This window comes from Klebsiella sp. HMSC09D12 (assembly GCF_001808475.1).
Classification (GTDB): domain Bacteria; phylum Pseudomonadota; class Gammaproteobacteria; order Enterobacterales; family Enterobacteriaceae; genus Klebsiella; species Klebsiella oxytoca.
Map to the genome: position 1 here is coordinate 95,082 of NZ_KV793379.1, position 22,404 is coordinate 117,485.

The window sequence follows — 22,404 nt, forward strand, 5'->3', positions numbered from 1 at the left end:
CTCTGCGGTGCCGAAAACGCATTCGACGCCGCTGCTTTTGGTTTATCGTCCCGCCAGCAAAGCGAGTATAGTGCCCGCAAAATATTCATGATGGTTGGATGATGATTATGGCAGGGAAAAATAGCCCGTTGGCCTTCGGCGGCCTGATTGTGCTGACGCTTATCTGGAGCTACAGCTGGATTGCGATGAAGCAGGTGACGCTCTATATCGGCGCGTTCGATTTTACCGCGCTGCGCTGTATTTTGGGGGCGGCTTTGCTGTTTATCGTTTTGCTGCTGCGCGGTCGCGGAATGCGGCCCACGCCATTTGGCTACACGCTGGCGATTGCCCTGCTGCAGACCTGCGGGATGGTTGGGCTTGCCCAGTGGGCGCTGGTCAGCGGCGGGGCCGGGAAGGTTGCAGTTCTAAGCTACACCATGCCGTTTTGGGTGGTCATGATGGCGGCGCTATTTTTAGGCGAACGCATGCGGCGGCTGCAGTATGCCGCGATAGGCGTGGCGGCGCTGGGTTTATTGCTGGTGCTGCAGCCGTGGCAGCTCGATTTTTCGTCGATGAAAAGCGCCCTGCTGGCAATCCTCTCTGGCATAAGCTGGGGGGCCAGCGCGATTGTGGTTAAGCGGATGTATGCCCGCTATCCGCGCGTGGATTTACTGGCCTTGACCAGCTGGCAAATGCTGTATGGCGCGCTGGTGATGAGCGCCGTCGCCTGGCTGGTACCGCAGCGCAGCATTGACTGGCAGCCTGGGGTTTTTTGGGCGTTGGGATATAGCGCGATTCTGGCCACGGCGCTGGCCTGGTGCCTCTGGTTATTTGTGTTACGTAATTTGCCCGCCAGCGTCGCGGGGCTGAGCACCCTGGCGGTCCCGGTCTGCGGAGTCCTGTTTTCATGGTGGCTCTTAGGGGAAAACCCGGGTCCGGTTGAAGGCGCCGGTATTGTGCTGATTGTCCTCGCGCTGACCCTAATCAGCCTCAAGAAGCGTGACGCTCGGGGGCAGGACGCATAAGTATTATCAACGCAAAACGCTCAATTACCCCTATGCGGACGCCGGGCCATCAGAAGCGATTTCAGCCAGCAGTAGCTGTACGTTTTGCCTGTCCATCAGAGAGAGAATATCGGCGGAAAGACCGGACTGGCAAACGGCGAAGTCAAGGTCTGCCAGACGGCCGTAACCCGCAAGAAACGTTTGGCCAAATTTCGTTTTGTCCGCCAGCAGGATTTTCTGTCTTCCGGCCCGCATCAGCGTTTGCTTGACGTGCGCGCCGGCCATGGTTGCTACCGTCAGCTCGCCCTCGTCGTTGATTCCCTGAGTGCCAAGGAAGACCTTGTCGGCATGGATGTTATGAAAGAAGTCGGCGGTACTGAAAGAAATCATTCCCTGAGCCTCCTCGTCATATTCGCCAGGCGCTACGATCAATTTAATATTTTTACGCCCTTTCAGCAGATTAACGACCGGGAAGGAATTGGTTATCACCATGATTCTTTTATCTAAAATAAACTGAGCGAGCGCCAGCGGCGTGGCGCCGCAGTCGATAATAAGGGTATCGCCATCTTCAATCAGTTCGGCGGCTTTCTGGCCTATGAGATGCTTATCATCATCCATTTGAATCGAGTTCAGCAGAAAGCTGTGACCGGCGCTGGCGCCGCTGGTCAAATAGGCTCCGCCGTAGGTCGTTTTAACAATACCTTGTTTTTCAAAGAAGGAGAGGTCGCGACGGATGGTCATTTTAGTGACAGCGAACTTTGCGGCGAGCTCATTGACGACGACTTTTTTGTCCTGCTGCAGAATAGCGTAAATGCTCATTCTTCGATCTGATGACTGCATATCTACGACTCACCCAAAGGAAAATCGCACTATAAAATACATCGTTTTGGCGGGCAATGGCGGGTGAAAAGAAGATACCCGCCTGCTGGCGGGTATGTCGGGAGGGGTTATTCCCACTCTTGCAGGAAGCGTTGACCGTACTGGTCGGCAACCAGAAGCGCGGCATAAACCTGATCCGGCGTTGCGCCGCCGGGCATATTATGGATGGTTTCGCCTTCTGCGCAGGCGGCTTCCGCTACGGTACGCATTTTGCCTGGGATATCGGCTTTAATATCCAGCTGCGCCAGGGTGATAGGCAGCCCGACGCTATGGCACAGCGCCGCTACGGTTTCGATCTCTTCTACCGGCGCGTTTTCCAGTACCAGCTGCGTGAGCGTACCGAAAGCTACTTTTTCACCATGATAGTAGTGGTGAGCATCCGGGATCGCGGTCAGGCCGTTGTGGATAGCGTGCGCAGCCGCCAGGCCGCCGCTTTCAAAGCCGACGCCGCTCAGGTAGGTGTTGGCTTCAATCACCCGCTCCAGCGCTGGCGTCACAACGTGCTGCTCTGCCGCCAGCATCGCTTTTTCACCTTCTTCAATCAGCGTGTTGTAGCACAGTTCAGCCAGCGCCAGCGCTGCCTGAGTACATTTGCCGCCCGCCATGGTGGTGGCGCCGCTGCGAGAGCAGGCACGCGCTTCAAACCAGGTCGCCAGCGCGTCGCCGATACCGGCCGCCAGCAGGCGCGCCGGGGCTCCGGCAACGATTTGCGTATCGACAATGACCATGTTCGGGTTGCGCGGCAGCATCAGGTAGCTATCAAACTCGCCGTCATCGGTATAGATGACAGAGAGCGCGCTGCAGGGGGCATCGGTGGAGGCAATCGTCGGGGCAATCACCACCGGCAGATTCATAAAGTGTGCTAATGCTTTTGCGGTATCCAGCGTCTTGCCGCCGCCGATACCCAGCACGGCTGTGCAGCGGGCGGAACCGGCAATATCACGCAAGCGGTTGATTTCATTGTGTGAGCATTCGCCGCCAAACGGCGCGATTTCGCCAACCAGATCGGCATCCGCCAGGCTTTTACGCAGTTTTTCTTCGGCAAAACCGAGTACAAATTTATCGCCAACGATGAGCCAGCGCTCAGCCAGCGGTTTGAGGTATCCGCCAAGGCGAGAAATTGCGTCCGCGCCCTGAATGTACTTACCGGGTGATTGAATAATGCGATCCATTTCTATTCCTCCTGGATGACCGGGATGCCGCCTCCTGGGGCGGTCCGCCGATCGGGTTACAGGTTCAGAGTTCCAAAAGCGTTATTCCAGTCCTGCTCAAACTTCTCAATGGCTGACTCTACCGCAGGGGTGCCGAGCATTTGTTGCGCTACATCTAACGGCAGGGTAATAGCTTCGCAACCGGCTAACAGGCAATCCAGAGCCTGGCGTGGCGTCTTAAAGCTGGCGGCCAGCACTTTGCTTTCCGGCGCATGCAGCTCCAGCAGAGATTGCAGCTCCTGGACCATGCGGATGCCGTCGCCGCCCTGGGCGTCGACGCGGTTTACGTAAGGTGCAACGTATTTTGCTCCGGCCAGCGCAGCCAGCAGGCCCTGAGATGCGCTATAGACCGCCGTACCAAGCGTGGGGATACCTTCTTTTTTCAACAGTTTGATCGCAGCGAGGCCTTCGGCAGTCACCGGAATTTTTACCACGATACCGGGAACGGCGTTGCTCAGGCGCTTGGCTTCTTCCACCATGCCCTGCGCGTCGCGGCTCATGGTCTGGGCGAACAAAATACCTTCCGGGCCGACGGCTTTTTGCAGGCGCGGCAGAACATCCCAAACCGGCGTTTTGCCTGCGGCGATAATGCTCGGGTTAGTGGTCACGCCTGCCAGCGGGTAAATACGGGCCAGGCGTTCAACTTCTGCTACGTTTGCGGTGTCCAGATAGAGTTCCATATTGCTTTCCTCAGTGCTTAATTCGTGGTGTCGTTGAGGTAAGAATACGGCTTTCACTCGAAGGGTCGCCAGATGACAAATTTGCCAAAAACTGGATAAATGTACGCATTACGACTAAGGGTGATTTAGATCACATTTATCTCGAGAGCAGGATCAACAGTGGGATAAAACTACGTACAAAAGTCAGGTTTAACACACAAAAATCTAGTTTTCCGGCGAAGCGGTTTTTTCCGTCAACTGGCTATGATACTGACGGCGATACTCTGACGGCGAGCGTTCGGTGTTTTTGCGGAACAGGCGGCAGAAGTAGTTGCTGTCGGCAAAACCGCAGGCATGAGCGATATCTTTCACTTTCATATCGTGGCCTTTTAACAGCATTCTGGCCTGTTCCAGGCGAATATGATTCAGGTATTCGTTAAACCCCATTGGCCCGCATTTCTGGAACAGATGGGAAAGATAGTTAGGCGAGAGATAAAACGCTTGCGCCACCGACTCCCGGGTTAACGGGTCGGCAAAGTGGGCATCAATATGCTTACGAATCGCTTCAAACAGCGCCTGGCTGCGCGATGACGTTTGCACCTGACTGCCCAGCAGATCGGCGCAGTGGCTGAGCAGGCTGGTGACGATACAGCGGGCCGTGTGCTGTTCCTGCGGCTGCATCTGCATTTCATTTAGCGCCTGCAGAAGAAAAGAGCCGACCCGGGGGCCGCGGCGCGGAACCTGCTGTTTATCCAGCACGCTAAGCGCGCCGCCGTCCCAGCGGCGCAGGGCGAATTCCAGCTGTTGTTTACCGAACAAGATGGTTAACAGCGTGGAGGGCACCAGCCATTGAGGAGCGTTCCATCCACCAGCCGGAATATAGAGCACATCGTGCGGCATGAGCCGGGCGCAATCGGCTTTAATCGCCGGATCCTGAAGCTGACCCTCAAGCATGATTTCGAGGCGCGGAAAATCGACGCATAGCGCTTTTTCAGAAGCCGGTCTGGACTCTGTGGAAAAATGGACTTTGCCGATTACCGCCTGACCTTTAATAAAAGAATCAATAACCTGATTGATGCCGTTATCCATTATCGCTCCGCAAAACATGCTTTATCTGCATCATACCGAACATCGTGGAAAAGGCAGAATACCAGAGGGTGGCATAAGATACTCCATCGAAGCAGGATTATTCTTCGGCTCTGTCTGTTTTTATATTTTTGCAATCATGTGCTTACAAGTTATTTCTGCGTACGGCGGATTGCTTCTGGCGGCATCACATATCAGGATTTTTCATTACTTAACATGGGAGTGAGCGAGGGGAATATCTTGTCGACAATCAGCTTACGGAAAGAGAGCTGGCTTAACCAGGAGGTTAGTCCAGTCTCTTTTCTTTATTGCCTGGTCAGTGACTGATTGAGGCCAGATTGTACTTCCATAAGCTCATTTTTGGCTTCTTGTAGCTTCTTCTCTTTTTTTCTGATTTTTTCTGGATCGCCTGAAGCCTGGGCGTGGCGTAGTTCTTCCATGCGCTCGCGGACCTTACTCTCCTTGTCTGCAACCTTCTCTTGCCACTCAGAAGTAAGTTTACCGTCTGTGCAGTAGCGTTGTACTTTTGTCAGCGCGCTTTCCAGCCCCCTGATTCTATGTATATTTCCGTAAGCTTTGGCATACTCCAGCTGTTTTTGAATTTGATATTCTTTTTGCGCACAACCAGACCATTTATCGGATGCAGTGGCTGCGGCAGAAACAAAAGGGCTAAGTAATATAAAACAGGTAAGTGATTTAATTATAAACTTCATGATAAGTCCTTTATCAATTTAAACAGTAAGGGCGAGAGTTTTGTAGTTATTTAATATTGAATGTTATTTGAGAAAAGAGACCCGGTCAATAACCATTGACCAGGATTTCTCTTATAATTATATGATGTAAGGTTAATTGTTAAATTTATGATTTATAATCAAAAATATAAAATACAACAATCCCGTTGAGTTGCGTGTGAGTACCTCGCTGGTAAAATATAAAGTAAAAGGTGCGCGGACATTCAGATGATGGTTTTAATAAATCACTCACTTTATTTTTTTAGAAATATTGATATCTATGAGGTTTATTTGTTTGTCGATGTTTTGCCCTTTTGCAAGAAAACGCACAACCACTATTGATGGATAAATTAGGCCATAGGTTTTTTCATGATATCTGCTGTTTTTTTATCTGGCCACTGAAAACCCATCTGCTAAAACAGATCTCAGGGATTATTTTCTGACCAAAGCGGCTGCTTTTCGGCGCAATGGGTATCCCGAAAAGGGGAAGTCAGGGTATGAAAGTGTGTTGCATAATATTAATGTTATGTTATACCGTAACATATTATTGCTAACCTAAACTCAGGAGAGAGTGATGACCCGAAAGATTTCCGCGCTTATGCTTGGTATGAGCCTGGTCCTGGCGAGCAGCCAGGCTGTTGCCCACGGCCACCATAGTCATGGCCCGGCGCTGACCGAAGCAGAGCAAAAGGCGAGTGAAGGCATTTTTGCCGACCAGGATGTAAAGGACAGGGCGCTGAGCGACTGGGACGGTATCTGGCAGTCGGTAAATCCCTATCTGCTGAACGGCGATTTAGATGCCGTGCTGGAGCAGAAGGCCAAAAAAGCCGGTAAAAGCGTGGCGGAATATCGGGAATACTATAAGAAGGGCTATGCCACCGATGTGGACCAGATTGGTATCGAAGATAACGTCATGGAGTTTCACATCGGAAAAACCGTGAATACCTGTAAGTACGCCTATTCCGGTTACAAAATCCTGACCTACGCATCCGGTAAAAAAGGCGTGCGCTACCTCTTTGAATGCCAGCAGGCGGAATCAAAAGCGCCAAAGTTCGTCCAGTTTAGCGATCACACCATTGCGCCGCGCAAATCCCAACATTTCCATATCTTTATGGGCAATGAGTCGCAGGAAGCGCTGCTGAAAGAGATGGATAACTGGCCGACCTACTACCCTTACGCGCTGCATAAAGAGCAGATTGTCGACGAAATGCTGCATCACTAATAAAAATCCCCGGTAAACGCGATGCTTACCGGGGCCGAGGTTTTTAACCCGGCTCGCGCTACGCACGCTTAGCCGGGCTACAGGTTTCTCAAGGCGAATTAGCCGGTGTTACGCATACCAGCCGCAACGCCTGCGATGGTGACCATCAGCGCTTGTTCAACGCGCGGATCCGGTTTTTCACCTTTCTCTTCCGCCAGGCGTGAACGATGCAGCAGTTCGGCCTGGAGTACGTTAAGCGGGTCGGTATAGATATTACGCAGCTGGATGGACTCCGCGATCCACGGCAGGTCGGCCATCAGGTGGGAATCGTTGGCGATGGCCAGCACCACGTTGATGTCAGCAGACAGCAGTTCGCGCAGCTCTTCTCCCAGCTTCCACAGTTCGGGCTTCACCAGACGCTGATCGTAATATTCCGCCAGCCACAGATCGGCTTTTGAATAGACCATCTCCAGCATGCCGAGACGAGTAGAGAAGAACGGCCAGTCGCGGCACATGCTCTCCAGCTCGCTCTGCTTGCCGCCTTCGACGACTTTTTGCAGCGCAGCGCCGGCACCCAGCCAGGCTGGCAGCATCAGGCGGTTTTGCGTCCATGCGAAGATCCACGGAATGGCGCGCAGCGACTCGACGCCGCCGGTCGGGCGACGTTTGGCCGGGCGCGAGCCCAGCGGCAGTTTACCCAGCTCCTGCTCCGGCGTAGCGGAACGGAAGTAAGGAACGAAATCTTTATTTTCACGCACGTAGCCGCGGTACATCTCGCAGGAGACGTCGGACAGCTCGGCCATAATGTCGCGCCATTGCGCTTTTGGCTCTGGCGGCGGCAGCAGGTTGGCTTCCAGAATCGCGCTGGTGTAGAGCGACAGGCTGCTGATGGTGACTTCCGGCAGACCGTATTTAAAGCGGATCATCTCGCCCTGTTCGGTGACGCGCAGGCCGCCTTTCAGGCTTCCCGGAGGCTGAGAGAGCAGGGCCGCGTGCGCCGGCGCGCCGCCGCGACCGATAGAACCACCGCGGCCGTGGAACAGCGTCAGCTCAATGCCGGCCTTTTCACAGGTTTTAATTAACGCGTCCTGCGCCTGGTACTGCGCCCAGGAGGCGGCCATTACGCCCGCATCTTTCGCCGAGTCGGAATAGCCGATCATGACCATCTGCTTGCCCTGGATAAAGCCGCGATACCAGTCGATATTCAGCAGTTGGGTCATAACGTCGTCGGCGTTATTCAGGTCGTCCAGGGTTTCGAACAGCGGAGCGACCGGCAGCGCAAAGCCGATACCGGCTTCTTTCAGCAGCAGATGTACTGCCAGGACGTCTGACGGCGTTTTGGCCATCGAAATCACATAGGCTGCAATAGAGCCTCGCGGCGCTTCGGAGATGACTTTGCAGGTCTCAAGCACTTCGCGGGTTTCTTCGCTCGGCTCCCACTGACGCGGCAGCAGAGGACGTTTGGAATTCAGTTCGCGGATCAGGAAGGCCTGTTTGTCAGCTTCTGACCAGCTTTCATAGTCGCCGATGCCGAGGTAGCGGGTCATCTCGCCCAGCGCTTCGGTGTGACGGGTGCTTTCCTGACGGATATCGATACGCACCAGCGGTACGCCAAAGGCTTTTACGCGGCGCAGGGTATCGAGCAGCTCGCCGTTGGCGATAATTCCCATACCGCAGGCCTGGAGCGACTGGTAACAGGCGTAGAGCGGTTCCCATAGCTGCTCGTTTTGCGTGATAAGGCCCGCCGGTTTCGGCAGCTTCTGCCCCTTCAGGCGCGCTTCCAGCCAGGCCTGCGTCTCCATCAGCTGCGTGCGCAGTTTTTTCATCAGGTAACGATAGGGTTCCTGCGCGCCTTCCGCGCCTGCCAGTTCACGAAGCTCGTCGGTACACTCGACCATTGACAGCTCGGAAATCAGCAGCTGCACGTCTTTCAGGAACAGATCGGTGGCTTTCCAGCGGCTGAGCAGCAGGACGTGGCGGGTAATGTCGGCGGTTACGTTCGGGTTGCCGTCGCGGTCACCGCCCATCCACGAGGTAAAGCGGACCGGGACAAAATCTACCGGCAGCCGATAGTTGAGGTTATCTTCCAGCTGCTCATTCAGCTCACGCAGGTAGTTTGGTACACCTTCCCACAGGCTATTTTCGACAACCGCGAAGCCCCATTTGGCTTCATCCACCGGGGTAGGGCGATGCTTACGGATTTCATCGGTATGCCAGGACTGGGCAATCAGTTGGCGAAGACGGCGCATGACCTGGTGGCGCTCATAGTCAGCAATATCGTTATTATCGAGCAGCTTCAGGCAGTTGTTGATCTCGCCCATCTTGTGGATCAGCGTACGACGCGTGATTTCTGTCGGGTGCGCGGTCAGCACCAGTTCCAGCGACAGGGATTCAACGGCTTGTTTAATAATCGTTTCGTTGAGATTCGGTTGCTCTTTGAGCTTTCTCAGGGTGCGGGCAATCACTTCAGGATTACTGGCCGCTTCGCCTTTTGGCGAAATGCTGTGGTATTGCTCAGCGGTATTAGCCAGGTTCAGAAACTGGCTAAAGGCGCGCGCCACCGGCAGCAGCTCGTCGTTGGACAAGTTTTGCAGCGTGGTGAGCAGCTCCTGGCGGTTGGCTTCATTGCCAGCGCGAGAAGATTTGGACAACTTACGGATAGTTTCGACACGATCAAGAATGTTTTCTCCTAGCGCATCCTTGATGGTGTCGCCCAGCACCTTACCGAGCATACTGACATTACTACGCAAAGCGGAATATTGTTCGTTCATGTTACCCCAGACACCCCATCTCATTTTATTTTGTTATATCCGGCGCTCGAAAATTTGAGCAGTGGATAAGCAACCGTCTTTTATAAAGCCACGTAAAACCCCCCGCGTCAATTGTTGCGAAATCGCTTCAGCAAACGAATAAATAGCGGCAATTTGCGAAATTTAACTCAGAGGTCGCTTGATAAGTGTTGCTTATGAAAACGTGATAATTGTCACCCTCTCGTGCGGAAAAAAATCACCAGAGGGCGCGCGTTTTAATGCCAGCAGAAATGGTGGACCACCTGGGTAATGAGCTCGCGGGTTGGCTTAATAAAGCGCGTTTCCAGATACTCATCCGGCTGGTGGGCCTGGTTAATCGAGCCCGGGCCTAATACCAGCGTCGGACAGAGGGTCTGAATAAACGGCGCTTCGGTGCAGTAGTTGACCACGTCGGTCTGCGCGCCGAGCAGTTTTTCGACTACCTCAACCAGCTTATGGTCCGGTGGGCATTCGTAGCCAGGGATCGGCGGATGCAGTTCAGCAACGGTCAGGCGACCTGGCCAACGCTCACTCACCGGTGCCAGCGCCTCGTTCAGCAGCCCGTTAAGATCGTTGAGGGTCATTCCGGGCAGCGGGCGAATATCCATATGCAGTTCGCAACAGGCGCAAATGCGGTTGGAGGCATCGCCGCCGTGAATGGCCCCAAGGTTAAGTGTGGGATACGGGACGGTAAATGCGGCGTAGTGATAACGCTCTTTCAGGTCATCGCGCAGCTGCATGATGCGGCCGATGGCATCGTGCATTAGCTCAATGGCGTTGACGCCGCGTGCCGGGTCGCTGGAGTGGCCAGACTGCCCCTGAACGCGAACGGCAGTAGAGATATGGCCTTTGTGCGCGCGTACCGGCTGCAGCGAAGTCGGTTCGCCGATAATGGCGCAGTCCGGCCGCAGTTGGGTCGTTTCGGCGAAATAGCGCGCGCCGGCCATGCTGGTCTCTTCATCGGCCGTCGCCAGAATATAGAGCGGCTTTTTCAGTTTAGCCACATCGACGTCGCGCAGGGCATCGAGAATAAAGGCGAAGAAGCCTTTCATATCCGCAGTGCCCAGGCCGTATAGCTTATTGTCGTGCTCGGTCAGGGTAAAAGGATCGCGAGTCCAGCGGCCATCATCAAACGGGACGGTATCGGTGTGCCCGGCAAGCAGCAGGCCGCCTGCGCCGTGGCCGGTACTCGCCAGCAGGTTGAATTTATTACGCGTATCCGGCACCGGCTGAACTTCAACATTAAAGCCGATATCACGGAACCAGCCCGCCAGTAAATTGATTAAAGACTCATTGCTTTGATCCAGCGCCTCTTCGGTTGCGCTGATGGAAGGTGTGGCGATCAGCGCGCGGTAAATCTCGATAAAGGGCGGTAAATTGTTTTTCATTGTTGACACACCTCGGGTCGTGATAGTATCAATATTCATGCATTATTTGTGAATAAAAATACATTATCGTTGAGCGTAAGGAAACCCATCGAACGTAAGGATGATGCGCTTACGGCTCAACAGGGTGGGGAAGGCAACGGTCTTCCAGGGCAAATATACGTAAGCAAGAAGGTGAAGAGCCCCAATGTTGAACACGCTGATTGTGGGCGCCAGCGGTTATGCCGGCGCAGAGCTAGTGGCCTATGTAAATCGCCATCCTCATATGACCATAACCGCTTTGACGGTCTCCGCGCAAAGCAATGATGCGGGAAAATTAGTTTCCGATTTGCATCCGCAACTGAAAGGCATTGTCGATCTGCCGCTGCAGCCGATGTCTGATATCAGCGAGTTTAGCGCCGGAGTCGATGTCGTTTTTCTGGCTACCGCCCATGAAGTGAGCCACGATCTGGCGCCGCAGTTTCTCGCGGCGGGCTGCGTGGTGTTCGATCTCTCCGGGGCGTTCCGCGTGAATGACGGCGCCTTCTATGAAAAATATTATGGTTTCACTCATCAGCACCCTGAACTGCTTGAACAGGCGGTTTACGGCCTGGCCGAGTGGAGTGTCGAAAAGCTAAAAGAGGCAAATCTGATTGCCGTACCCGGCTGCTACCCGACGGCGGCTCAGCTATCGTTAAAACCGCTGATCGATGCGGGACTGCTGGATCTTAACCAGTGGCCGGTGATCAACGCGACCAGCGGGGTCAGCGGCGCCGGGCGTAAAGCCTCTCTCGGTAACAGCTTCTGCGAAGTCAGCCTGCAACCCTACGGCGTTTTCAATCACCGCCATCACCCGGAAATCTCCACCCACCTGGGCGCGGACGTTATTTTTACCCCGCATCTGGGCAATTTTAAGCGTGGGATTCTGGAAACCATTACCTGCCGTCTGAAGCCCGGCGTCAGTAAAGAACAGGTCGCGGCGGTGTTCCAGCAGGCCTATGCGGATAAACCGCTGGTACGTTTATACGATCGCGGGGTCCCTGCATTGAAAAATGTCGTGGGTCTGCCATTCTGTGATATCGGTTTTGCAGTCCAGGATGAACATATCATCGTGGTGGCGGCGGAAGATAATCTGCTGAAAGGTGCGGCCGCGCAGGCCGTACAGTGCGCTAACATTCGTTTCGGCTTCGCTGAGACGCAGTCTCTTATTTAAGGTGTGATGATGAATCCTTTAATTATCAAACTCGGCGGCGTCCTGCTGGACAGCGAAGAAGCGCTGGAGCGCCTGTTTACTGCCCTGGTGAACTACCGTGAATCACATCAGCGCCCGCTAATTATTGTGCACGGCGGCGGCTGCGTGGTGGATGAACTGATGAAGCAGCTTAATCTGCCGGTGAACAAGAAAAATGGTCTGCGGGTCACCCCGGCGGATCAGATCGACATTATTACCGGCGCGCTGGCGGGAACCGCCAATAAAACGCTGCTGGCGTGGGCGAAGAAACACGGCCTGGCTTCCGTTGGGCTATTCCTCGGCGATGGCGATAGCGTCAAAGTGACGCAGCTTGATGAAGAGCTCGGCCATGTCGGATTTGCTCAGCCGGGGTCTCCGGCGCTGATTAACACGCTGCTGGCGGGCGGTTATCTGCCGGTTGTCAGCTCCATCGGCGTTACCGATGACGGTAAGTTAATGAACGTCAACGCCGACCAGGCGGCGACCGCGCTGGCGGCAACGCTTGGCGCAGACCTGATTCTGCTGTCAGACGTGAGCGGCATTCTCGATGGCAAAGGTCAGCGTATTGCTGAAATGACCGCCGGGAAAGCTGAACAACTGATCGAGCAGGGCATTATCACCGACGGAATGATCGTCAAAGTGAATGCGGCTCTGGACGCGGCGCGGACATTAGGCCGCCCGGTCGATATCGCCTCCTGGCGGCACGCAGAGCAGCTCCCTGCACTGTTTAACGGTACGCCGATCGGCACGCGTATTCTGGCATAATCAATTTATCATTTTGTCGGCCCGGTAAGCGCAGCGCCGCCGGGCAATAAAATTCAAAGATATTAAGGAAGCATGTTATGGCACTTTGGGGTGGGCGTTTTACTCAGGCAGCGGATCAGCGGTTCAAACAGTTCAACGACTCTTTGCGCTTTGACTATCGCCTGGCGGAGCAGGATATCGTTGGCTCTGTTGCCTGGTCCAAAGCGCTGGTGACGGTGGGCGTACTGACCGCTGATGAACAGCAGAAGCTGGAAGAGGCGCTGAACATTCTGCTGGAAGAAGTACGGGCTAATCCGCAGCAGATCCTCGAAAGCGATGCGGAAGATATTCATAGCTGGGTAGAAGGTAAACTGATCGACAAGGTTGGCCAACTGGGCAAAAAGCTGCACACCGGGCGCAGCCGTAATGACCAGGTCGCAACGGACCTGAAGCTGTGGTGCAAAGATACCGTGGTGGAGCTGCTGTCGGCGAATCGTCAGCTGCAAAGCGCGCTGGTTGAGACGGCGGAGGCTAATCAGGACGCGGTCATGCCGGGCTATACTCACCTGCAGCGCGCGCAGCCGGTGACGTTCGCTCACTGGTGTCTGGCCTATGTCGAAATGCTGGCGCGTGATGAAAGCCGCCTGCAGGATGCGCTGAAGCGTCTGGACGTCAGCCCGCTGGGCTGCGGCGCGCTGGCGGGGACCGCCTATGAAATCGATCGCGAACAGCTTGCCGGCTGGCTGGGTTTCGCAACGGCGACCCGCAATAGCCTGGACAGCGTGTCCGATCGCGATCACGTCCTGGAACTGCTGTCCGATGCCTCAATCGGCATGGTCCACCTGTCGCGTTTTGCCGAAGATCTGATCTTCTTTAATACCGGCGAAGCGGGCTTTGTGGAGCTTTCTGACCGCGTGACGTCGGGTTCATCCCTGATGCCGCAGAAGAAAAACCCGGATGCGCTGGAGCTGATCCGCGGTAAATGCGGCCGCGTGCAGGGTGCCCTGACCGGCATGATGATGACCCTTAAAGGGCTGCCGCTGGCCTACAACAAAGATATGCAGGAAGATAAAGAAGGCCTGTTTGACGCGCTTGATACCTGGCTCGACTGCCTGCATATGGCGGCGCTGGTGCTTGACGGTATTCAGGTGAAACGCCCGCGCTGTGAAGAAGCCGCGCAGCAGGGATACGCGAATGCCACCGAGCTGGCGGACTATCTGGTAGCTAAAGGCGTACCGTTCCGTGAGGCGCACCATATTGTGGGTGAAGCGGTAGTAGAAGCCATTGCCCAGGGCAAACCGCTGGAAGATCTCCCTCTGGCCGATTTACAAAAATTTAGCGGCGTTATTGCTGATGACGTCTATCCGATTCTTTCGCTGCAGTCGTGTCTGGATAAGCGAGCGGCTAAAGGCGGCGTTTCTCCGCAGCAGGTTGCTCAGGCGATTGCCGACGCTAAATCGCGCCTGGTTTGAGCTATCTGTTCGCTGCCTGAAAGGCATTAAATAGAGGAAGCTCGGGTAACTCCGGGCTTTTTTATGCAAAAAAAAGCGGACACAAGGTCCGCAAAAGTTCACGTTGGCTTTAGTTATCCGGGTAGAGAACTGATGAGGAAGCTCAATGATTTTCTGAAGTTTTCCTCATTTATGGGTTTATTATTGAACAGAAACCTTGATAGGGATAATCGTTCGTTGCTATTCTATCTATCGCCATGGACTATCGTGGCGATGGAGGATGAATAATGAATATTCGCGATCTTGAATATCTGGTAGCGCTAGCTGAACACCGCCACTTCCGCCGTGCGGCGGATTCTTGCCACGTCAGTCAACCTACGCTTAGCGGGCAGATCCGTAAGCTGGAGGATGAACTCGGCGTGATGTTGCTGGAGCGCACCAGCCGTAAGGTTCTGTTCACCCAGGCAGGGCTGCTGCTGGTGGATCAAGCGCGTACCGTGCTACGCGAAGTCAAAGTGCTTAAGGAAATGGCGAGCCAGCAGGGAGAGACCATGTCCGGGCCATTGCATATCGGACTGATCCCGACCATTGGCCCTTATCTGCTGCCGCTGATTATCCCCATGCTGCACCAGACCTTTCCGAAGCTGGAAATGTATCTGCATGAAGCGCAAACCCATCAGCTGTTGGCCCAGCTTGATAGCGGTAAGCTCGACTGCGCAATTCTGGCGCTGGTCAAAGAGAGCGAAGCTTTTATTGAGGTGCCGCTGTTTGATGAGCCAATGATGCTGGCTATCTATGAAGATCATCCGTGGGCAAACCGCGAGTGCGTGCCGATGTCGGATCTGGCCGGTGAAAAACTGCTGATGCTGGAAGATGGCCACTGCCTGCGCGATCAGGCGATGGGCTTTTGCTTTGAAGCCGGCGCCGATGAAGACACCCACTTCCGCGCGACCAGTCTCGAAACGCTGCGTAACATGGTGGCTGCCGGTAGCGGCATCACCCTGTTGCCCGCCTTAGCCGTGCCGCAGGAGAGAAAGCGCGATGGCGTGGTCTATGTGCCTTGCATTAAGCCGGAACCGAGACGTACCGTTGGGCTGGTTTATCGCCCGGGTTCTCCGCTGCGTAGCCGTTATGAACATCTGGCGGAGGCCATCCGCAGTAAAATGGATGGCCATTTCGACGCGGCGTTAAAACAGGCGGTTTAAGCCATTCAACGCAGCTACCCGATAGGCTTCCGCCATTGTCGGATAGTTAAAGGTGGTGTTAACGAAGTACTCAATGGTGTTACCGCCGCCTTTCTGCTCCATTATCGCCTGGCCGATGTGAATAATTTCGGCCGCGCGCTCGCCGAAACAATGAATGCCGAGGATCTCTTTCGTTTCGCGATGAAACAGGATCTTCAACGTACCGACGCTCATACCGACAATCTGCGCTCGCGCCAGGTGCTTGAACTGCGCGCGCCCGACCTCATAAGGCACCTTCATTGCCGTCAGCTGCTGCTCGGTTTTGCCGACCGAGCTGATTTCCGGAATGGTGTAAATCCCGGTAGGGATATCCTCAATCAGATGCGCAGATGCTTCGCCTTTCACCAGCGCCTGGGCCGCAATGCGCCCCTGATCGTACGCGGCGGAGGCCAGGCTCGGATAGCCAATCACATCGCCGACGGCATAGATGTGCGGCAGGGCGGTCTGGTACATGCTGTTGACCTTTAGCTGACCGCGGCTATCGGTCTGCAGACCGATATTTTCCAGCGCCAGAGAGTCGGTATTCCCGGTACGGCCGTTGGCGTAGAGCAGGCAGTCCGCCTTGAGCTTTTTGCCGGATTTCAGATGCATGATGACGCCGTCATCAACGCCTTCAATCTTTTCGTACTCTTCGTTGTGACGAATCACCACGCCGCTGTTCCAGAAGTGATAGGAGAGCGAATCAGACATCTCCTGATCGAGAAACGCCAGCAGACGATCGCGGGTGTTGATCAGATCCACTTTGACCTCCATCCCGCGGAAGATCGACGCATATTCGCAGCCGATCACCCCGGCGCCATAAATGATCACATGGCGCGGTTCGTGATGCAGGCTGAGGATCGAGTCGCTGTCATAAATGCGCGGATGATGAAAGTCGACGTCTGCCGGGTGATAGGGGCGTGAACCGCAGGCAATGACGAACTTTTCCGCCGTCACCGTCTCCACGGTACCGTCGTGGCATTCCAGCGCGATAGTGTGTTCATCGACAAAATGGGCGTTGCCCTGCAGGATTTCACAGTGGTTGCGCTCATAGAAACCCTGACGCATATGGGTTTGCTGGTTAATGACGCTGTCGGCATGGTTCAGGATGTCGGCGAAGGAAGAACGAAGAAGACGGGAATGGTCGCTGTAGAGGGGGTTTTGGTTAAACTCGATAATACGGCTGACGGCATGGCGGAGGGCTTTTGACGGGATGGTACCCCAGTGGGTACAACCGCCGCCGACGTTATGGTAGCGCTCGATGACGGCAACGCGTGCTCCCTGTTTCACCAGCCCCATGGCGGCACCTTCTCCGCCCGGACCGGAACCAATCACAATTGCATCATAATCCCAAGAGTGTGACATGGCATTACTCACCTGTTTTATACATAAAATAAACACGATGATAACATTCGGCGCGCTTTAACCCAATTATCGTTGTGCTTTTTTGCGGCATAAAAGCAGAAACAGCTCGTAAACAATCATTCACAATCCAGTGTAAACCGATTGGTTCTAATCTCTGGTATAGTGCCGGAAGGGCTTATGGAAGGATTCAGACAACGTGATGGGCGTAAGAGCGCAACAAAAAGAAAAAACCCGGCGTTCGCTGGTGGAAGCAGCATTTAGCCAGCTAAGTGCTGAACGAAGTTTTGCCAGCTTGAGCCTGCGCGAAGTGGCGCGGGAAGCCGGGATCGCCCCAACGTCCTTCTATCGCCATTTCCGCGATGTCGATGAGCTGGGTTTGACCATGGTGGATGAAAGCGGGCTGATGCTGCGTCAGCTGATGCGTCAGGCGCGGCAGCGTATCGCCAAAGGGGGCAGCGTCATTCGTACCTCTGTTTCCACCTTTATGGAATTCATCGGTAACAACCCGAATGCCTTCCGTCTGCTACTGCGTGAACGCTCCGGTACATCCGCGGCGTTTCGTGCCGCCGTGGCGCGTGAAATTCAGCATTTCATCGCGGAACTTGCCGACTATTTAGAAATCGAAAACCATATGCCGCGCGCCTTTACCGAAGCGCAGGCTGAAGCTATGGTCACCATCGTATTTAGCGCCGGCGCCGAGGCCCTGGATGTAGGTCCGGAGCAGCGTCGGCAGCTGGAAGAGCGCCTGGTGCTGCAGCTCAGAATGATCTCGAAAGGCGCGTATTATTGGTATCGCCGTGAACAAGAAAAAATTTCAAATCATTCCGAATAACGTGAAGGACGAGCAATGAAACACTCAGTACAAGATAGAGGTACGCTGCTGCTGGCGCTGATCGCAGGTTTATCCATTAATGGAACCTTCGCTGCGCTATTCAGTTCAATTGTCCCTTTTTCCATTTTCCCTGTTTTGTCGCTGGTGCTGACGGTTTACTGTCTGCATCAGCGCTATCAAAATCGTAGTATGCCCGTGGGTCTGCCGGGGCTTGCCGCCGCCTGTTTTATTCTCGGCGTGCTGGTTTATAGCACCGTTGTGCGCGCGGAATATCCGGACATCGGCTCTAACTTCTTCCCGGCGGTTCTGTCGGTGATTATGGTGTTCTGGATTGGCTACAAAGTGCGCAACCGCAAGAGCGCGATCGCTGAATAAACTATCGCCCGGCAACAGCGCTGTTGCCGGGTTTCCTGCCGCAGCTTTACTTCTTCGTTAACAGTACGCCGCATTCCATATGGTGGGTATACGGGAACTGGTCGAACAGCGCCAGGCGCGTGATCTCGTGGGTATCACTGAGCGTTTCCAGGTTCTGGCATAGGGTCTCCGGATTGCAGGAGATATACAGAATACGCGGATACGCCTGCACCATTTTCTCCGTTTCGCTATCCAGCCCGCTGCGCGGCGGATCGACGAAAATCGTCTGGCACTGATAGCTCTTCAGATCGATGCCCTGCAGGCGATTAAACTCCCGCACGCCGTTCATCGCTTGAGTAAACTCTTCCGCCGACATGCGGATAATCTGCACATTATCAATGTGGTTCGCGGCAATGTTGTATTGCGCTGCTGCGACGGATGGTTTAGCAATCTCTGTTGCCAGCACGCGATCGAAATTACGCGCCAGCGCCAGCGAAAAGTTGCCGTTGCCGCAATACAGCTCAAGCAGGTCGCCGGTTGCGCCTTTCGTGGTATCAATAGCCCACTCCAGCATCTGGATGTTCATCGCTGCGTTCGGCTGGGTGAAGCTATTCTCTACCTGGCGATAGACCATTTCACGCCCGCCAACCGGTAAGCGTTCATCAATATAATCCTGATCCAGCTCGATTTTCGTCTTCGTTGCGCGGCCAATCAGATGCACATTCAGGTTTTGCGCCCGCAGCGCATCGCGCAAACGCTCCGCCTGCTGGCGCCACTCGTCGTCGAGCTTTTTATGATACAGCAGCGATATCACCGCCTGGTTGCTTAGGGTGGTCAGATAATCCACCTGAAACAGTTTATGGCGCAGTACCGGGTTATCGCGTACGCCGGCAATCACGGCAGTCATCAATTGATTAATGAGTTCACTGGCGGCCGGGAAGGTATCGACGCGAATACGGGATTTGGTCTGCTGATCAAACATAATGTGGTACAGGTCATCGCCATCGTGCCACAGGCGGAACTCTGCGCGCATGCGATAGTGGCTGACCGGCGAACGAAACACTTCCGGAACCGGGGCGCTGAAAGGCGCCATCATTTTCTGCAAACGGACGACTTTCTCTGCCAGCTGCGCTTCATATTGTTCGGTAGGAAGGTGTTCGGGGGTCATGATGTATCCTGAATAAAATAAGTACGCGGGGATTGTAGGGAAAGCGCTGGGGATGTCCAGCCCTGATGATATCAGGAAATATCACCGTAGAAGTCTGGACATCTATATGTTTCTAATTATAGCATCGTGTTACCGGTCCTATGAGTTAATAGGGAATCCAGTGCAAATCTGGAGCTGACGCGCAGCGGTAAGGAAAAGTGGGATGAGCGCATAGTGCAGACACTGCGGTTATTTAGCGGGAAGTCCTCATCCATTAAACACCCCAAGCCCGAAGACCTGCCGGAATACGTCGCATTTGGTTTCTATCATCGCGTGCTATTGATAGAGCCGGCGGCATCCTTTGCATATTACGGATGCTTTTAAAATGATTAAAAAAGCTTCGCTGATGACGGCGCTCTCCGTCACGGCTTTTTCCGGCTGGGCGCAGGACAGCAATTCAGATACGTTAGTGGTGACAGCAAATCGTTTTCAACAACCGGTCAACACGGTCCTTGCGCCGACCGATGTTGTGACGCGGGAAGAGATCGATCGCTGGCAGGCGAAAGATTTGAACGATGTAATGCGCCGATTGCCTGGCGTGGACGTCGCGCAAAATGGGGGGATGGGGCAATCTTCCTCGCTCTTCATCCGTGGTACTGAAGCCAAACAGGTGCTGGTTCTGGTTGATGGCGTTCCCATGGCCCGACCGGGTATCACCAATAATCCTGACCTGAACCAGATTCCGCTATCGCTGGTGCAGAGAGTTGAATATATCCGCGGCCCGCGTTCGGCGATTTATGGTTCCGGCGCAATGGGCGGCGTGATTAACGTCATTACGCATTCCGATAAAGAACAATCCAAAATTACCGCTGGGGTGGGTTCTAAAGGGTACCAACAATATGACGGTACTCTGCGCCATCGCTTTGGCGATACGGTCGCGACAGTTGCGGGCTCTTATGAGGGCAATAAAGGCTTTAACGTTCAGCCTGATTCAACCTGGGATCACGACGGCGATCGCGATGGTTTCCGTAATAAAACGTTTTGGGGCAGTCTTGAGCATAAATTTAACGAGAATTTTGACGGTTTCTTCCGCGGACACAGCTACACCAACAACTCTGATTACGATCTTGGAAGCCCGCCGTATAGTCCGGCCAACAGCGCAGATGAAAACCAGCTCTATAACCAAAGCTGGGATGCCGGGCTGAACTTCAATTCCGGTATTTACTCCTCTCAGCTTATCGCCAGCTATCAGAAGGTAAAGGACTATAACTACAGCAGTATTTATGGTCGTTATAATGATGGGACGACGCTCGACAGGATGACGCAGCGTAATCTTCAATGGGGCAATAACGTTATTGTCGGTCACGGCTCGGTCAGCGCAGGGGTCGATTGGCAGCAGCAGCGTTTAACGTCGTCAGATACGGCGCTGTCGGATACCTACAAGCGTGATAACACGGGGCTGTATCTGACGGGCCAGCAGCAAGTGGGTGATGTCACCCTCGAAGCTTCCGGACGTGAAGACCACGATGAGCAGTTTGGCTGGCACGGTACCTGGCAGACTACCGCAGGATGGGAGTTTGTTGAAAATTATCGCCTGACTATCGGTTACGGTACCGGCTTCCTTGCGCCTTCTTTAGGACAACAGTTTGGCTCAACCCGATTTGGTATCAACGCGAATCCTAATCTGAAACCTGAAGAGTCGAAACAGTGGGAGGCGGGGCTGGAGGGGCTTACCGGCCCTGTTGACTGGCGCTTATCCGCGTACCATTACAAGATTAGTAATCTGATTACCTATTACTCCGATCCTGTTACCTATGAGGGGGAGTACGACAATATCAATGCCGCCACGATTAAAGGCGTGGAATGGACGGGAAGTATTGATACCGGTATTTTTAGCCATCGCGTAACGTTGCAGTATGTTGATCCGCGTAACGATGATAACGGTGAAGTGCTGGCCCGGCGTTCTAAACGACAGGCAAAGTATCAGCTGGACTGGTCCGTGTTTAATGTCGATATGGATGTGTCGTGGCAGTATTATGGGAAGCGTTACGACAACAACACCTCCCAATACAACAATACGCAAAGAATTTTGCCGAGCTACAGCACGGTAGACGTTTCTGCAGCGTATCCGATCACCGATCGACTGACAGTTCGTGGTAAAATAGCTAACCTGTTCGATAAAGATTACGAGACAGCTTATGGCTACCAAACTGCAGGACGAGAATACTACTTGTCTGGCAGCTACACCTTCTGATCCACGTCCCACCGTGCTGGTGTTTGATTCCGGCGTCGGTGGGCTGTCGGTTTACAATGAGATTCGGCAGCTTTTGCCGAATCTGCATTATATCTACGCTTTCGACAACGTTGCTTTCCCCTACGGTGAGAAAAGCGAAGAGTTTATTGTTGAACGCGTTCTGGAGATTGTCACCGCGGTTCAGCAGCGTTACCCCCTGGCGCTGGCCGTCATTGCCTGTAATACCGCAAGTACCGTTTCCCTCCCCGCCTTGCGCGACAAATTTGCGTTTCCGGTTGTCGGCGTGGTTCCTGCGATAAAACCCGCGGCACGATTAACGGCGAATGGCGTTGTTGGTCTGCTGGCGACGCGCGGGACGGTAAAACGTCCTTATACGCGCGAACTGATTGCTCGTTTTGCGAATGAATGCAAAATCGAAATGCTGGGATCGGCAGAGCTGGTTGAGCTGGCAGAAGCCAAGCTGCACGGCGAGCCGGTTCCGCTGGATGAGCTGCGACGTATTCTGCGTCCCTGGCTGCGAATGCAGGAGCCGCCTGATACGGTTGTGTTGGGCTGTACGCATTTCCCTCTATTACAAGAGGAGCTGCAGCAGGTTCTGCCGGAAGGGACAAGAATGATCGACTCCGGGGCGGCGATTGCGCGTCGAACCGCCTGGCTATTAGAGCATGAAGCGCCTGATGCAAAATCGGGTGATGCCAATATTGCGTACTGTATGGCGTTAACGGCTGAAACTGAACAGCTTTTGAGCGTTTTGCAGCGTTACGGCTTCGAATCGCTGGAAAAATTACCGCCTTCATAGCCTTTTGCACAAAAAAGAGACGGTTGAAAGATTTTTTGCAAACAGGGCTTGTCAACGTCTCAGAACTCCCTATAATGCGCCTCCACTGACACGGAACAACG

At 54.1% G+C, this 22,404-nt stretch carries 19 protein-coding genes and 1 riboswitch; of the genes, 10 read left to right on the forward strand and 9 right to left on the reverse strand.

The window, feature by feature from the left end; genetic code table 11:
* Nucleotides 1-107: 107 nt before the first annotated feature.
* Entirely contained in the window at nucleotides 108-1,004 is an 897-nt protein-coding gene (locus HMPREF3178_RS00820) for a DMT family transporter (protein WP_004107555.1), read from the forward strand.
* Nucleotides 1,005-1,034: 30 nt separating this feature from the next.
* Here the strand turns inward: HMPREF3178_RS00820 and HMPREF3178_RS00825 are convergent, their stop codons facing one another.
* From HMPREF3178_RS00825 to HMPREF3178_RS00845, 5 genes are all read right to left on the reverse strand, one after another.
* Nucleotides 1,035-1,802: a DeoR/GlpR family DNA-binding transcription regulator gene (locus HMPREF3178_RS00825; protein WP_016809662.1), complete on the reverse strand. Its 768-nt coding sequence runs from the start codon at nucleotides 1,800-1,802 to the stop codon at nucleotides 1,035-1,037.
* Between the two features lie 128 nt (nucleotides 1,803-1,930).
* On the reverse strand, nucleotides 1,931-3,034 hold the full coding sequence (gene gldA, locus HMPREF3178_RS00830) for a bifunctional L-1,2-propanediol dehydrogenase/glycerol dehydrogenase (RefSeq protein WP_004107557.1): 1,104 nt from the start codon (nucleotides 3,032-3,034) through the stop codon (nucleotides 1,931-1,933).
* 56 nt (nucleotides 3,035-3,090) lie between these two features.
* On the reverse strand, nucleotides 3,091-3,753 hold the full coding sequence (gene fsa / locus HMPREF3178_RS00835; RefSeq protein WP_004107558.1) for a fructose-6-phosphate aldolase: 663 nt from the start codon (nucleotides 3,751-3,753) through the stop codon (nucleotides 3,091-3,093).
* Between the two features lie 204 nt (nucleotides 3,754-3,957).
* Nucleotides 3,958-4,821, reverse strand: a complete 864-nt coding sequence (locus HMPREF3178_RS00840) for a helix-turn-helix transcriptional regulator (RefSeq protein WP_004107559.1) — start codon at nucleotides 4,819-4,821, stop codon at nucleotides 3,958-3,960.
* A 302-nt stretch (nucleotides 4,822-5,123) separates the two neighbouring features.
* Nucleotides 5,124-5,531 (reverse strand): DUF1090 domain-containing protein, encoded by a 408-nt coding sequence (locus HMPREF3178_RS00845; RefSeq protein ID WP_004107560.1) that lies wholly within the window; start codon nucleotides 5,529-5,531, stop codon nucleotides 5,124-5,126.
* Between the two features lie 592 nt (nucleotides 5,532-6,123).
* Here HMPREF3178_RS00845 and zinT point away from each other — a divergent pair.
* Nucleotides 6,124-6,771, forward strand: coding sequence for a metal-binding protein ZinT (gene zinT, locus HMPREF3178_RS00850; protein WP_017145149.1), 648 nt, complete (start codon nucleotides 6,124-6,126; stop codon nucleotides 6,769-6,771).
* A 98-nt stretch (nucleotides 6,772-6,869) separates the two neighbouring features.
* Here zinT and ppc read toward each other — a convergent pair whose 3' ends face one another.
* Nucleotides 6,870-9,521 (reverse strand): phosphoenolpyruvate carboxylase, encoded by a 2,652-nt coding sequence (ppc, locus tag HMPREF3178_RS00855; protein ID WP_004107564.1) that lies wholly within the window; start codon nucleotides 9,519-9,521, stop codon nucleotides 6,870-6,872.
* 254 nt (nucleotides 9,522-9,775) lie between these two features.
* Nucleotides 9,776-10,927: an acetylornithine deacetylase gene (gene argE, locus HMPREF3178_RS00860; RefSeq protein WP_004116916.1), complete on the reverse strand. Its 1,152-nt coding sequence runs from the start codon at nucleotides 10,925-10,927 to the stop codon at nucleotides 9,776-9,778.
* Nucleotides 10,928-11,111: 184 nt separating this feature from the next.
* Between argE and argC the strand changes: the two genes are divergently transcribed.
* From argC to oxyR, 4 genes are all read left to right on the forward strand, one after another.
* A complete protein-coding gene (gene argC, locus HMPREF3178_RS00865) occupies nucleotides 11,112-12,116 on the forward strand; it encodes an N-acetyl-gamma-glutamyl-phosphate reductase (RefSeq protein ID WP_004116918.1) in 1,005 nt (334 codons plus the stop codon).
* Between the two features lie 6 nt (nucleotides 12,117-12,122).
* On the forward strand, nucleotides 12,123-12,899 hold the full coding sequence (gene argB, locus HMPREF3178_RS00870) for an acetylglutamate kinase (RefSeq protein ID WP_094298910.1): 777 nt from the start codon (nucleotides 12,123-12,125) through the stop codon (nucleotides 12,897-12,899).
* 77 nt (nucleotides 12,900-12,976) lie between these two features.
* Nucleotides 12,977-14,350, forward strand: a complete 1,374-nt coding sequence (gene argH, locus HMPREF3178_RS00875; RefSeq protein ID WP_004116920.1) for an argininosuccinate lyase — start codon at nucleotides 12,977-12,979, stop codon at nucleotides 14,348-14,350.
* Nucleotides 14,351-14,616: 266 nt separating this feature from the next.
* The gene (gene oxyR, locus HMPREF3178_RS00885; RefSeq protein ID WP_004107578.1) at nucleotides 14,617-15,534 is read left to right on the forward strand and encodes a DNA-binding transcriptional regulator OxyR; all 918 of its coding nucleotides are present in this window, start codon (nucleotides 14,617-14,619) and stop codon (nucleotides 15,532-15,534) included.
* Here oxyR and sthA read toward each other — a convergent pair.
* A complete protein-coding gene (gene sthA / locus HMPREF3178_RS00890) occupies nucleotides 15,517-16,917 on the reverse strand; it encodes a Si-specific NAD(P)(+) transhydrogenase (RefSeq protein WP_004116922.1) in 1,401 nt (466 codons plus the stop codon). The two genes, oxyR and sthA, sit on opposite strands and share 18 nt — an antisense overlap.
* Nucleotides 16,918-17,113: 196 nt before the next feature.
* Between sthA and fabR the strand changes: the two genes are divergently transcribed.
* Both fabR and HMPREF3178_RS00900 read left to right on the forward strand, forming a co-directional pair.
* Nucleotides 17,114-17,749, forward strand: a complete 636-nt coding sequence (gene fabR, locus HMPREF3178_RS00895) for an HTH-type transcriptional repressor FabR (protein WP_004107582.1) — start codon at nucleotides 17,114-17,116, stop codon at nucleotides 17,747-17,749.
* 15 nt (nucleotides 17,750-17,764) lie between these two features.
* Nucleotides 17,765-18,124 (forward strand): YijD family membrane protein, encoded by a 360-nt coding sequence (locus HMPREF3178_RS00900; protein WP_004107583.1) that lies wholly within the window; start codon nucleotides 17,765-17,767, stop codon nucleotides 18,122-18,124.
* 46 nt (nucleotides 18,125-18,170) lie between these two features.
* Here the strand turns inward: HMPREF3178_RS00900 and trmA are convergent, their stop codons facing one another.
* Nucleotides 18,171-19,271, reverse strand: a complete 1,101-nt coding sequence (gene trmA, locus HMPREF3178_RS00905) for a tRNA (uridine(54)-C5)-methyltransferase TrmA (RefSeq protein WP_017145147.1) — start codon at nucleotides 19,269-19,271, stop codon at nucleotides 18,171-18,173.
* Nucleotides 19,272-19,387: 116 nt separating this feature from the next.
* A riboswitch (cobalamin riboswitch) is annotated at nucleotides 19,388-19,570 on the forward strand.
* A 65-nt stretch (nucleotides 19,571-19,635) separates the two neighbouring features.
* On the opposite strand from trmA, the gene btuB reads away from it, so the two are divergent.
* Together btuB and murI are read left to right on the forward strand one after the other, a co-directional pair.
* Nucleotides 19,636-21,504, forward strand: coding sequence for a TonB-dependent vitamin B12 receptor BtuB (btuB, locus tag HMPREF3178_RS00910; RefSeq protein WP_024274870.1), 1,869 nt, complete (start codon nucleotides 19,636-19,638; stop codon nucleotides 21,502-21,504).
* The gene (gene murI, locus HMPREF3178_RS00915; RefSeq protein ID WP_029496758.1) at nucleotides 21,449-22,303 is read left to right on the forward strand and encodes a glutamate racemase; all 855 of its coding nucleotides are present in this window, start codon (nucleotides 21,449-21,451) and stop codon (nucleotides 22,301-22,303) included. Before btuB ends, murI begins: the two co-directional genes overlap by 56 nt.
* Nucleotides 22,304-22,404 lie beyond the last annotated feature (101 nt).